This is a genomic window from Zoogloea sp. (assembly GCF_041904905.1).
In the GTDB taxonomy this organism is placed as follows: Bacteria; Pseudomonadota; Gammaproteobacteria; order Burkholderiales; family Rhodocyclaceae; genus Zoogloea.
Genome location: NZ_JAYRMI010000021.1, coordinates 20,021 through 33,119 on the forward strand (window position 1 = coordinate 20,021; position 13,099 = coordinate 33,119).

Below are 13,099 nucleotides of genomic sequence, written 5' to 3' on the forward strand. Positions count from 1 at the left end.
CTTGCGGAGTTGAACGTGCAGCCTGAGCATGCCCTCGCCATCGTCGGGCGAGCCTTGAACCGCGCTGCGTCGGCGCCGGGCGGCCTGCCCTCCAACCGGGAGCTGCGCGCAGCGGTGGCCTGCCTGCTGGCCGTGCCGCCGGTGCCGGCCCTGGCGGCCGAGCGGGCGCGCCTGGAGGCGGCCCTCGCGGCGCCCACCCTGCGGATCGACGCGGCCTTCGAGGCGAGCCTGGCGGCGCTGGCCGATCACCTGCGCAGCCTGCACCCCGTGGCGCCGCCTGGGTGGGCCGGGGAGGCGCCGGCGGGCTGCCCGCCCGACGACATTCCGCGGGGCGTCCGGCTGGGGCGCGCGGCGGCGTTGTGCATCCTGGCCTACGCTGGGTACGGCCTGTTCGTCGACAAGCGGCTCATCCAGTTGCCGGTGCGGTGGCGGGCGCGGCTGGTGGATTCCCTGCACCTGCACGGGGTGGTGGCGTGGACCATGGCCGCCGCCGTGCTGTGCGCGGTGGCGGTGCTCCTCAGCGCGGTGGTGGATCACTACGACCCGCGCGATAACGGTGCGGCCTACCAGCGCTTCGCGGCCCGGGGCTATCAGGCTGCGTGGACGCTCGGCGTCGTCGCGATGCTGCTGCACGGCGTCACGCTGCTGCTCGTGCAAATAAAGGGCTGACGCCTCAGGCCGCGTCTGCCGGTCGGTGGCCGGCCTCGCGCCACCTTGCCAGCAGCGCCTCGCGCTTTTCGGCCGCCCGCTGCATGGCCGCCGCCTTGACGTGCCCGTAGCCGCGGATCTCGTCCGGCAGGCGGGCCAGCTCGATGGCGATGGGCAGGCGCCCGGCGTCGAGTTCGCCGATCAGTCGGCCAAGGTCGGCTTCGTACCGGGCGATCAGCGCCCGCTCGGCCTTGCGCTCCGGGTGGTAGCCGAAGACGTCGAAGGGCGTGCCGCGCAGGCGCCGCAGCTTCGCCAGCCAGCCAAACGCCGTCTTCATCCAGGGGCCAAACTTGAGCTTGCGGATGCGTCCGGAGTCCGGATCGGGCCGCGCCAGGAAGGTGGGCGCGAGGTGGAAGCTCACCCTGAAATCGCCCTCGAAGCGCTCGCCGATCTGCTGCCAGAAGGCCGGGTCGGCGTAGAGCCGGGCCACCTCGTACTCGTCCTTGCAGGCCAGCAGTTTGAAGTAGCCGTCGGCCACCGCGTCGGCGAGGCGCTGGCTGCCCAGGGCGGCTTCGGCCTCGCGCACCCGGGCGACGAAATCGGTGTAGCGGCGGGCGTAGGCGGCGTCCTGGTAGGCGGTGAGGAAGGCCGCGCGGCGGGCGATGCGCTCGTCCAGGTAGCGGGGCGCCGAGGCTGGACGCAGCGGGATGACGGCCGGCGGCGCCACGACGCGTTCGACCGCGGCCCGGTCTACCGCCGCCCGGCGGCCCCAGGCGAAGGCCTGACGGTTCATCTCGATGGCCGCGCCGTTCAGCGCGATGGCCTTGTCGAGGCTGGCCTCGCTCACCGGCACCCAGCCCTTCTGCCACGCAAAGCCGAGCAGGAACAGGTTGGTGGCGATGGCGTCGCCCAGGAGCGCGGTGGCCAGCGCCGTGGCGTCGAGGAAGCTGCAGCCCTCGCGGCCGACGGCCTCGACGATCGCGGCCTGCATCTTGTCGAGGGGGAACTGCCAGTCCGGGTTGCGGGTGAATTCCGATGTGGGCGTCTCGGCGCAGTTGACCACCCCGTGGGTGGTGCCCACCGCCATCCGCGACAGGGCGTCGGCGCTGGCGGTGACCACCACGTCGCCGCCGATCACCGCGTCGGCCTCGCCCACCGCGATGCGCACCGCGTGGAGCTGGGCCGGGTCGTCGGCGATGCGGATGTGGCTGAACACCGAGCCGCCCTTCTGGGCGAGGCCGGTCATGTCGAGCACGGTGACGCCCTTGCCGTCCAGGTGCGCGGCCATGCCGATCAGCGCGCCGATGGTGACCACGCCGGTGCCGCCCACGCCGGTGACCAGGATGCCCCACGGCCGGGCGGTGGCGGGCAGGGCGGGGGCGGGCAGGGGCGGCAGGTGGCTGGCGTCCATCGCGGCGGCGCGGCCCTTCTTCAGCCGCCCGCCTTCGATGGTCACGAAGCTCGGGCAGAAGCCGTTCATGCACGAGAAATCCTTGTTGCAGGCCGATTGGTCGATCTGCCGCTTGCGGCCGAACTCGGTCTCGACGGGCAGGATCGCCATGCAGTTGGATTCGCGCCCGCAGTCGCCGCAGCCCTCGCACACCGCCTCGTTGATGAAGACGCGGGTATGCGGGTCGGGGTAGGTGCCGCGCTTGCGGCGGCGGCGCTTTTCGGCGGCGCAGGTCTGGTCGAACACCAGCGCCGACACGCCGGGCAGGGTGCGCAGCTCGCGCTGGATCGTCTCCAGCTCGTCCCGGTGGCGGATCGCCACCCCGTGGGGGATGTCGGCCACGTGCCAGGGGCGGTCGGTGCCGTCGGTGACCAGCACGATGCTGCCCACGCCTTCGGCCTGGAGCTGGCGTAGCAGCCGCGGCACGGTGAGTTCGCCATCCACCGGCTGGCCGCCGGTCATCGCCACCGCGTCGTTGAAGAGGATCTTGTAGGTGATGCCGCCGGTGGGCTGGCGGCCCCGGGGGGCGCGGTTGAAGGCCGCCACCGCCTGACGGATCGCCAGGATGCCGGAGTGGAAATAGGTGCCGTCGCCCAGGTTGGCAAAGATGTGCGGCTCGTCGGTGAAGGGCGCCTGGCCCACCCACGGCACGCCCTCGCCGCCCATCTGGGTGAAGGGGCCGGTGCGCCGGTCGGGCATGAAGCTGGCCATGTAGTGGCAGCCGATGCCGGCGGTGGCGCGGCTGCCTTCCGGCACCTTGGTGGAGCTGTTGTGGGGGCAGCCGGGGCAGAAGGTGGGCACCCGGTCGATGGCGAACACCCGGTGGGCCAGGGTGTTGTCCTTGGCCTGCAGGAAGGCCAGCCGGCTCTCGATGCGCGCCGAGGTGAAGAAGCGCCCGATGCGCGCGGCGATCGCCCGGGCGATCATCGCCGGAGAGAGTTCGCCCGCCGCCGGCAGCAGCCACTCGCCGTGGTCGACGGTGACCCGCCCGTCCGGCCCCGGCGTGGCGATCGTCGCCCACTCGCCTTTCTCGTCGAACTTGCCCACCACCCGCGGGCGTACGTCCTCGCGCCAGTTGTAGAGTTCCTCCTTGAGCTGGTATTCGAGCAGCTGGCGTTTTTCTTCCACCACCAGGATCTCGTCCAGCCCTTCGGCAAAGCGGCGCACGCCCTCGGCCTCCAGCGGCCACACCATGCCCACCTTGTAGAGCCGGATGCCGATCTCGGCCGCGAGCGCCTCGTCGATGCCCAGGTCGTCGAGGGCCTGCCGCACGTCCAGGTAGCTCTTGCCCGACGTGATGATGCCCAGCCGCGGCGCGGGGGAGTCGATCGTCACCCGGTTGAGCCGGTTGGCCCGGCAGTAGGCCAGCGCGGCGTAGAGCTTGAAGTGCAGCAGGCGGCGCTCCTGCACCAGCGGCGGGTCGGGCCAGCGCAGGTTGAGGCCGTCCGGCGGCAGCGCAAAGTCGGTGGGCGTGACGGTGGTCACCCGCTGCGGGTCCACATCCACCGACGCCGAAGTCTCCACCGTGTCGGCCAGCGCCTTGAAGGCCACCCAGCAGCCCGAATAGCGGGACAGCGCCCAGCCATGCACGCCGTAGTCGAGGTACTCCTGCACCCCCGCCGGGGCCAGCACCGGCATCATCATCGACTTGAAGAAGTGGTCGGTCTGGTGGGGCAGGGTGGACGACTTGGCCGCGTGGTCGTCGCCGGCGATGGCCAGCACCCCGCCGAAGCGGCTGCTGCCGGCCGCGTTGGCGTGGCGGAACACGTCGCCGCAGCGATCCACCCCCGGCCCCTTGCCGTACCACATGGCAAACACGCCCTGCACCCGCGCCTTGGGCGACAGGGCCACCTGCTGGCTGCCCCACACGGCGGTGGCGGCCATGTCCTCGTTCACGCCGGGCTGGAACACGATGTCGTGGCGGGCCAGGTGGTCCTGGGCCTTCCACAGGCTCAGGTCCAGCCCGCCCAGGGGCGAACCCCGGTAGCCGGACACGAAGCCCGCGGTGTTGAGCCCGGCGGCCCGGTCGCGCTCGCGCTGGATGAGCAACAGGCGCACCAGGGCCTGATAGCCGGTGAGATACACGCGGCCGCTGTCAACGGTGTATTTGTCGTCGAGACTGGCGCCGGGGGTCGGCTTGAGGGGGAGGTCCTGCTCGGCCATGGTGGTGTCCTCGCCAAATCGGGGTGCGACTGCGGGATGGCGCGGCCTTGTGGGCGGCGCCCGGTCCGGGGCGGAATCTGGAGTTTGGATACAAAGAATTGCCGCGGGTTCCGGCGGCATGCAAGGCCGGTGCAAAGCGGGGCCGTTATGCTTGCGGCTGGAGCGACGACCGGAAGGCTGCGATGGCCAGGCAACGAACCGCCCGGGGGGCACCCGCCCCCGCGGGCCCCAGCGACGAACTCATCCTTGGCCGGCTCGCCTTCGGGCCCGGTCCGGCGGCCGAGCGCCAGCACCTGCGCGAGGCGGGCCTGTCGGCGTGGCTGGCCGAGCAGCTCGCCCCGCCCGAGGGCGACGACCCCGACTGCGCCGCACGGCTGGCCGCCGCCCGCCTGCGCATGCGCTACGACGCGGGCAAGGCGCCGGGGCCGGAATACCCGGCGATGGACGAGCTGCGCCCCCTCGATACGCTTGCCGCGCCCATCGCCCAGCTCTGGCCGCTCACCGACTACAAGCGCCCGATGGCCGGCCCCGAACGCTTCCGCCCGCGCAGCGAGGTGGCCGCGGCCTGCCTGATCCGCGCCGTCTACAGCCGCTGGCAGCTGCGCGAGGTGCTGGTGGATTTCTGGCACAACCACTTCAACGTGGACGCCAGCCAGACGGTGCAGGTGGCGGTGGCCCTGCCCACCTACGACCGGGACGCGATCCGCCGCCACGCCCTGGGCAACTTCCGGGAGTTCCTCGAAGCCGTGGCCGGCAGCACCGCCATGCTCTACTACCTCAACAACCGCTCGTCCCGCGCCGGCGCCGCCAACGAGAACTACGCCCGCGAACTCTTCGAGCTGCACAGCCTGGGCCGCGAGCACTACCTCAACGAGTTCTACAACCGCTGGCGCGACGTGCCCGGCGCCCTCAAGGGCCAGCCGCGCGGTTTCATCGACCAGGACGTGTACGAAGCCGCCCGCGCCTTCACCGGCTGGGTGGTGGAGGACGGCAGCGGCCTGGGCGGGGCCGAGCGGCTGCCCGCCAGCGGCCGCTTCGCCTACGTCGAAGGCTGGCACGACAACTACCAGAAGCGCGTGCTGGGGGTGGAGTTCGACCCCTTCCAGCCGGCCCTCGCCGACGGCCGCAAGGTGCTCGATCTGGTGGCCGACCACCCCGCCACCGCCCGCCACCTGAGCGGCAAGCTGTGCCGTCGGCTGGTGGGCGAGGGCGCCTCGCCGCGGCTGCTGTCCGCCGCCGCCGACCTGTGGTGGCGGGCCCGCCGCCAGCCGGACCAGATCGCCCGGGTGGTGGAACTTATTGCCCTGTCGCCCGATTTCGCCCGCAGCGGCGGCGCCCGGGTGCGGCGTCCGCTGGCGCTGGCGGCGGCCTTCGTGCGCGGCAGCGGCATGGATTTCAGCGCCAGCGAGGGGCTCGTGGCCGGCCTGGGCTACGCCGGGGAGCGCCTGTTCGGCTGGGGGCCGCCCACCGGCCACCCCGAGGAGACCGCCTACTGGCTCAGCGCCAACGGCCTGCGCCAGCGCTGGCAGCTGGTGCAGGGGCTGGCGGAGAACCGCTGGGGCAACGGCGCGGTGGACCCGGCCCGCCTGCCCGGCGCCGCGGCCGGCAGCGCCGGGCAGGTGGCCGAGGCCCGCGCCGCGCGCCGCGTGGGCCCGGCCGGCGCCCCGGTGGCGGCGGCGATCCTGGCCGGCCTCGCCGTCGACCCGGCCCGGCCGCTGGATGCCACCCGCCCCGCCGACGCCAACCTGCTGCGGCGCATCCTGGCCTTCGCGGCGATGAGCGCCGAGTTCCAGACCTGCTGACGAGAGGCGCCCCATGACGACCCGCCGCGATTTCCTCAAAGCCTGCGCCGCCGCCGGTGCCCTCGCCCCGGGCCTGGGGCTGGGCCGGCTGGCCTTCGCCGCCGACGGCCCGCCCGCGCCGCTGCTGCTGGTGGTCTTCCAGCGCGGTGGTTGCGACGGGCTCAACCTCGTCGCCCCGGCCAACGACAAGCCCTACATCGACGCCCGCCCGCCCGAGCTGCGGGTGCTCGACGGGGGCGAGCGCCCCGGGCTGGCGCTGGCCAACGGGCTGGGCAGCGGGCTCGACTTCCGCCTGCACCCGGAGGCGACGCCGCTCTTCGAGCTGTACGAGGCCGGCCGGCTGGCGGTGATCCACGCCGCCGGGCTGATGAACGCCACCCGCAGCCACTTCGAGGCCCAGGATCTGATCGAGCGCGGGGTGGTGAATCAGCTCGACTACGCCCGCAGCGACAGCGGCTGGCTTACCCGCTATCTGGCCGCCATCGGCGAGCGCGGGGGCGACGACCGGCGCATCGCCGCGGTGTCGGCCAACGCCGGCCTGTCGGCCTCGCTGCTGCGTTACGACGACGCGCTGGCGCTGCCCGATCTCTCCGGCGGCGTGCCGCTGGCCGGGGGCAAGGACGCCGCCGCCGTGCTCGCCCGGCTCTACCCCGCCGGCACGGCCGACCCGGTGCGCCAGGCCGGCGCCCGGGTGCTGGCCCGCACCGCGCTGATCGATGCGCGCCTGCCCCGCCAGCCCGACGGCCGGCTGGCGCCCTACGCGCCGCCCGGCGCCAACTACGAGAACAACGGCTTCACCCAGGGCCTGCAGGCCATCGCCCGGCTGGCGAAGATGGACGTGGGCCTGCGGGTGGCGTGCATCGACCACGCCAGCTGGGACACCCACGACGCCCAGCCCGGCCGCTTCAACGCGCTGGTGGGCCAGCTCGCCCGCGGGCTGGCGGCCTTTCACCGGGACATGGCGGCCGCCGGGCTGCCGCTGCGGGTGGTGGCGATGACCGAGTTCGGCCGGCGCCTGCGCGCCAACCGCAGCCAGGGCACCGACCACGGCCACGGCGCGGCGATGCTGGTGCTGGGCGACGGGGTGCGCGGCGGGCGGATGGCCGGCGAGTGGCCGGGGCTCGAAACCCCGCACCTCGATCAGGGCGTCGATCTGGCGGTGACCACCGACCACCGCCACGTGCTGGCCGAGCTGCTGGCGCTGCCCGAGCGCGACCGGGCGGCGGTCTTCCCGGGCCTCGCGGCGCGGCCCGCGCTGGGGCTGGTGGGCTAGAAGTAGCGCTGCCAGCCCAGCGCCATGCGGCGCTCCTGGCGCCCGTCGGCGCTCAGTTCGGCGCGGGTCCATTCGTACTCCGCCACCAGGTTGTTGTCGCGGCCCAGGCTGTGGCGCAGCAGGGCGCGGGCCTGGCTGCGCTCCAGGCGCCCGTCGTTGAACCACTGGCGGCTGGCCTCCAGCTGCAGGCGGGTGGCCGGGGCCGGATCCCACAGCACGCCGGCCAGGGGGCCGGTGCCGATGGCCCAGCGCTTCTCCAGGTGGCCGTGGGCGAGGAGCTGGTTCTCCAGGAAGACGTAGCCCATCAGCGGGCCGGCGCCCGACGTCCATTCCCACGCCGCGCCGGGGCCGCCGGCCACCGTGGGGCTGGGGGCGAGCCGGTAGCCCAGGCTGCGCTCCCAGCCGAAGCGCACCTTCCACGACAGGGGCTGGGTCCATTCCCGGCGCGGGGCGACGGAGACGATATCCACCGGCAGAAAACGATCCAGCCGCCAGCCGTGGCCTTCGCGCTGGCTGGCTGCGATGTCGAAGAAGCGGATCTGGGCGCCGCGGCTGTAGCCGGTCTCCGGGTCGAGCAGGTCGTGGTAGGCCGGGCGCAGGCCCAGGAACAGCGCCGGGGCGCCGGCGGCCCGCCCCGCCGCCAGCCCGAAGCGGCCGGAGGCGTGGCCGGTCTCGGGGCGGGGCGGCACCGGCACGCTGCCGGTGTCGATGGCGGGCAGCTGGCTGCGGGTGGTCTGGATGGCCTTCAGGCGGGCCAGGGCGTCGTCCCGGTCGAGCTTGCCGGCGTGGCCGCGGAAGGCCACCAGCCGGTCGGCAAACTCCAGCTGTTCGATGGCCAGCGGCGCGGTGCCCAGGCTCGCGGGCGTCTGCCGGCCGTCGGCCACCGCGATGGCGGCGGCCATGGCCGCGGGCGGCAGGCGGCTGGCCCGGTGGGCAAGCTCGGTGCCGCCGGCGGGGCGGAAGGCGATCTCGGTCACCAGGCCCGGCACCTCCACCACGCCCTTGACCGTATCCACCGGGATGGCGGTGAGGGGAAAGCGCCGGGACACCCGCAGGCCCGGCCGGGCCACGTCGAGCAGGCGCAGGATCATGTACGAGCAGTTCTCGTCGAAGAACCAGTAGTCGAAGCGCGTGGCGCCGATCTCCCAGGCGTGGCGCAGCAGCTGGCGGGTCTCGTCGGGCGTCAGGTTGAGCCGGTATTCCCACACGTCGCGGCTCTCCATGTCGCTGTATTCGCGCACCTTCACGTAGTAGGGCGAGCTGGACAGGGTGCCGGGGTAGAAGCCGAAGAGGCCCTTCATGGCGAAGGTGAAGCCGTCGGTGGCGTCGGCCTTGGCGGCGTAGTTGATGGTGTAGGCGAGCAGCCGGGTGGCGTCGGTCTGGCCTTCGGCGTCGATGCGCAGCAGGGTGTGGCCGAACATCGAGGCGGGGCTGTTCACGTAGGCCGACGGGAACACCAGGGTGGCGCCCGCCGGGCGGATTTCGGCGGCCCAGGCGGAAAGCCGCGGGCAGGGCCGGTCGGGGGTGGCCTGGGCGAGCTGGGGCAGGCGCGACTTGAGCCAGTGGAATCGGGCCGGGAAGCGGCACTGGGGGTGCTCGTCGGGGGCGTCGGGGCGGGCGGGCTCGACGAGCCGGGCGAGGGTGGCGTCGAGTTCGGCGGCGGCGTTGGTGGCGCCGTCGGGGGCGTTGAAGAAGCCGGCGTCGTCGGCCAGGCTGCGCAGGCGGCCGGTGACCGGGGCGGGCTCGTACTGCAGCAGGTCGGCCCAGGCGGGGTCGTCGGCGAGCTGGGCTGCGCGGGCGGCGGCCTGGAGTTGGGGCAGCGCGATGGCGGTGTCGGCCCGGGCGGGCTGCGCGGCCAGCGCGAGCAGGGGGATGAGGGCGGAGATGAGGACGGGGACGAGGGGGGCGGGCAGGGTCTTCATCGGGGGCGGGCAGGCAACAAAAAGCCCTGTGCGGGCACAGGGCTTGAGGTGCGGCGGGTGGGCATCGCCAGCCCGCCGGAGAGGGGCTTACACCGCGTCGGCGTACTTGGCCAGGCGGGCGTCGGATTGCAGCGCGGCCTTGAGCTGGGTGGCGATGCTGTCGGCGGAGTCGACCGAGGCGAAGATGTCGGCGTGACGGGCCTTGGCGAGGCTGACGAAGGCGGCCTTGTCCTGGGCGTCGATCTTCAGCAGGGCGGCCAGCGCGTCCAGGGTTTCGCCCTGGCCGGAGGCGGCGTCGCGGGCCAGCTGGGCCTTGTTGCCGTCGATGAACATGGCGGTCTTCCAGTTGGAGCTGACCACGCCGTCCTGGGTGCAGCCCAGGGTGCCGGAGGTGATGCCGAAGGTCTGGTTGCCGAAGGTGCCGTTGGTGGTGACGGCCAGCACTTGCGGGACGATGCCCTTCTGACCTTCGAACACCTTGGAGCCCAGACCGCAGGAGCCGACGTTGTTGGCGGTGGCAAAGGCGGAGGCGGGGAGGAGGACAGCCAGGGAAATCAGCAGTTTCTTCATAGTCGTTACCCTCTTCATGCGTTGTTGGAAGTTTGTTCGTGCTGCCGGATGATGCCGGAACGATGTTAGCGCATTCCGGCGGGAGCGGTGCTTACCCGCTTCAAATGTTGTATTTGCGCAAATCGGGTGGCGGGTGGGTCAGAACAGGTCGATCTCGCCGGCGCTCACCGCGGTCTGGCCGACCGCCTCGAAGCGGATCTCGGCGGCGGAGCGGGTCGACTCGTGGAGCAGGTGGGTGAGGGTGCTCACCCGGCGCTGGATGCGGGTGAGGCCGTCCTTTTCATCCACGTCCCGGTGGGCGTCGAAGAAGCCCTGGGTGTAGCGGCGCATGAAGGCGGTGTGCTGCTGCAGCTTGCCCAGCACCTGGCTCACGATGTCCTCGAACTGCATCGACAGGATGCCCTGCATCACCAGCCGGTGGATCGATTCGGACACCTCGTTGATGCGCTGCGCCTGCACGGCAGTGCGGGCGTTGAGTTCGCTCATCTCGGCCCAGATGGCGTTCACGTTGTCTTCCGACGCGCGGGCCTTGCTGATGTCGGTGGAGGCCGACACATCCACCGCCACCCCCACGTCGTCGATGGCGACGTGGATCTCCCGGAGCAGGGTTTCGATCTGGGTGCTGAACACCTCGGTGCGCTGGGCGAGCTTGCGCACCTCGTCGGCCACCACCGCAAAGCCGCGGCCCGCCTCGCCGGCCCGGGCGGCCTCGATGGCGGCGTTGAGGGCCAGCAACTCGGTCTGGTTGTTGATCTGGTTCACCTCGGTCATCAGCCGGGTGACCGCGTTCACCTTCTCGCGCATGGCCATGAAGCGGGCGGCGATGTCGGCGCCGCTGGTCTGCAGCGCCCCCACGGTGAGCACGAACGCCCGCAGCGCCTCGCGGGTTTCCTCGGCAAAGCGCTGCAGCCCGCTGTGCTGCCGGGCCTGGTCTTCGTTGGCGGCCAGGGCCACCAGCTCGTCCACCTGCTGGCGCAGCTGCTCCCGGTGGTCGTTGCCGCCCATGGCCTGGGCGGCGCTGGCCACCACCTCGTTCATCTGGGTGAGGGATTCGCCCAGCCGGGCGTAGTGGGCCTCGCTCTCGGCGGCGATGCGGTCGCACAGGGTGTCGTACTCGAGCACCCCGGAGTCGATGCGCTCGCGCTGCCGGCGGGTGTGCTCGCGGGCGCGGGCCCGGGCCCGGTGGCTGATGACGGTGGCGGCGATGAGCGCCGCGATCACCCCGCCGCCCAGGGCGTAGTGCAGCCAGGCCGGGGCGCCGGCGGTGTGGGCCACGATGCCGGCCAGGGCCAGCACGATGCCGGAGAGCGTGGCGATGTCATCGGCGCGGATGGAGGAGGCGGACATGGCGGATCGCGGGGGTGCGGTGGACGATCCCTCGGGTATCGACCCCGCCCAGGCCGACTTGATCGCCGGATTGTTAATTCCGGATAAATCTGCGGGCCGCCCCGCCACCCCCCGCCGGCGGGAGGATCAGCCGATCACCTTGCCCGGGTTCATCAGCCCCAGCGGGTCGAGCGCGGCCTTGAGGCTGGCCATCACCGCCACCCCCTCGCCGTGCTCGGCGAGCAGGAAATCCTTCTTGCCGATCCCGATGCCGTGCTCGCCGGTGCAGGTGCCGTCCAGCTGCAGCGCCCGCTCGACGATGCGCCGGCCCAGGGCCTCGGCGGCGTGCACCTGCTCGGGCTTGTCCGGCTCGGTGAGGATCACCACGTGGAAGTTGCCGTCGCCCACGTGGCCCACGATAGGGGCGATCATCCCGCTGGCGTCGATCTCGGCCTGGGTGGCGGCGATGGCCTCGGCCAGCCGCGAGATGGGCACGCACACGTCGGTGGTGATGCCGCGGCTGCCCGGCAGCAGGTTGAGGCAGGCGAACAGCACGTCGTGGCGGGCCTGCCACAGGCGGGTGCGGTCTTCGGGGCGGGTGGCCCACTCGAAATCCAGCCCGCCGTTGTCGCGGGCCAGCTCCTGCACGGTCTGGGCCTGCTCCTCCACGCCGGTGGGCGAGCCGTGGAACTCGAAGAACAGCATCGGCGATTCGCGAAGCAAGGTCTTGCTGTAGCGGTTGACCGCCTGCACCGTGAGGGTGTCGAGCAGCTCGATGCGCGCTACCGGCACGCCCAGCTGGATGGTCTGGATCACCGTGCGCACCGCGCTGGCCACGTCCGGAAAGGCGCAGGTGGCGCTGGAGATCGCCTCCGGCAGCGGATGCAGGCGCACCGTAAGCTCGGTGACGATGCCCAGGGTGCCCTCCGCGCCCACGAACAGGCGGGTCAGGTCGTAGCCCGCCGACGACTTGCGGGCCCGCCCGCCGGTGCGGATCACCCGGCCGTCGGCCAGCACCACCTCCAGCCCCAGCACGTTCTCGCGCATGGTGCCGTAGCGCACGGCGTTGGTGCCGCTGGCCCGCGTCGAGGCCATGCCGCCGAGGCTCGCATCCGCGCCCGGATCGATGGGGAAGAACAGCCCCGTGCCGTGCAGCGCCGCGTTGAGCGCCTTGCGGGTGACGCCCGGCTGCACTACCGCGTCCATGTCCTCGTCGTGGAGGGCGACCACCCGGTTCATCTCCGACAGATCGACGCTGATCCCGCCGTTGGTGGCCAGGATGTGCCCCTCCAGCGAGCTGCCCACCCCAAACGGGATCACCGGCACCCGGTGCGCGTGGCACAGCCTGACCACCTCCACCACCTCGTCGGTGGAATGCGGCCACACCACCCCATCGGGCAGCGCATCGGCAAAGTGCGACTCGTCGTGCCCGTGGTGGGCGCGCACGGCTTCGGCAGTGGAGAAACGCTTGCCGAACCGTGCGGCAAGGGCTTGGGTGAAGGCATCGGGCAGGGGCATGGCGGGGGGGAAGTGGGGATTGGGAAGTGGGCGAGAGGGTAGCGCGGTTTGGGGCCGTGGGGCAGTGGGGAGTGGGGAGTGGGGGGTGAGGAGTGAGGGGTGAGGAGTGAGGAGTGAGGAGTGAGGAGTGAGGAGGGCGGGCGGCGCTAACGCCGATTTACGGAGATGCGCGCGCCCACCCGGCGGGGTGTAGGTCGGCGTTAGCCCGCAGGGCGTAACCCGACGTTGGGGTAGTGAGGCGTAGGTCGGGTTCGCGCAGCGTCACCCGACATGTCCCCGCCCCGTCCGACACCCCGACCGGATGAAGCGCCCGTCACACCTGCCACCCCAGGCACCGGCCTCGCCCGGCGCCAAACGACTCCCGCCTGACACGCCCGGCCGCCGGGGTAAGGCCGACCCCTTCGAGGGGCCCGTTCACCCTCGATTG

8 protein-coding genes are annotated in these 13,099 nt (G+C 72.5%); 3 read left to right on the plus strand and 5 right to left on the minus strand.

The features are described 5' to 3' along the window. Positions 1–15 precede the first annotated feature (15 nt). The gene (locus tag ACE3N6_RS08135) at positions 16–669 is read left to right on the plus strand and encodes a hypothetical protein (protein ID WP_374244682.1); all 654 of its coding nucleotides are present in this window, start codon (positions 16–18) and stop codon (positions 667–669) included. 4 nt (positions 670–673) lie between these two features. Here ACE3N6_RS08135 and ACE3N6_RS08140 read toward each other — a convergent pair whose 3' ends face one another. Next, entirely contained in the window at positions 674–4,261 is a 3,588-nt protein-coding gene (locus ACE3N6_RS08140; RefSeq protein WP_374244683.1) for an indolepyruvate ferredoxin oxidoreductase family protein, read from the minus strand. A gap of 182 nt (positions 4,262–4,443) precedes the next feature. On the opposite strand from ACE3N6_RS08140, the gene ACE3N6_RS08145 reads away from it, so the two are divergent. Together ACE3N6_RS08145 and ACE3N6_RS08150 are read left to right on the plus strand one after the other, a co-directional pair. Then, positions 4,444–6,063 carry a DUF1800 domain-containing protein gene (locus tag ACE3N6_RS08145; RefSeq protein WP_374244684.1) on the plus strand — a complete coding sequence of 540 codons (1,620 nt, stop codon included), beginning with the start codon at positions 4,444–4,446 and terminating at the stop codon, positions 6,061–6,063. A gap of 13 nt (positions 6,064–6,076) precedes the next feature. Continuing rightward, entirely contained in the window at positions 6,077–7,336 is a 1,260-nt protein-coding gene (locus ACE3N6_RS08150; protein ID WP_374244685.1) for a DUF1501 domain-containing protein, read from the plus strand. Here ACE3N6_RS08150 and ACE3N6_RS08155 read toward each other — a convergent pair. The 4 genes from ACE3N6_RS08155 to ACE3N6_RS08170 all read right to left on the minus strand — a co-directional run bounded on the left by ACE3N6_RS08155 (position 7,333) and on the right by ACE3N6_RS08170 (position 12,672). Beyond that, on the minus strand, positions 7,333–9,258 hold the full coding sequence (locus ACE3N6_RS08155) for a DUF4105 domain-containing protein (RefSeq protein WP_374244686.1): 1,926 nt from the start codon (positions 9,256–9,258) through the stop codon (positions 7,333–7,335). The two genes, ACE3N6_RS08150 and ACE3N6_RS08155, sit on opposite strands and share 4 nt — an antisense overlap. 87 nt (positions 9,259–9,345) lie before the next feature. Beyond that, on the minus strand, positions 9,346–9,828 hold the full coding sequence (locus ACE3N6_RS08160) for a DUF3015 family protein (RefSeq protein WP_374244687.1): 483 nt from the start codon (positions 9,826–9,828) through the stop codon (positions 9,346–9,348). Positions 9,829–9,966: 138 nt separating this feature from the next. Beyond that, entirely contained in the window at positions 9,967–11,175 is a 1,209-nt protein-coding gene (locus ACE3N6_RS08165; RefSeq protein ID WP_374244688.1) for a methyl-accepting chemotaxis protein, read from the minus strand. A gap of 126 nt (positions 11,176–11,301) precedes the next feature. Continuing rightward, a complete protein-coding gene (locus ACE3N6_RS08170; RefSeq protein WP_374244689.1) occupies positions 11,302–12,672 on the minus strand; it encodes an FAD-binding oxidoreductase in 1,371 nt (456 codons plus the stop codon). Positions 12,673–13,099 lie beyond the last annotated feature (427 nt).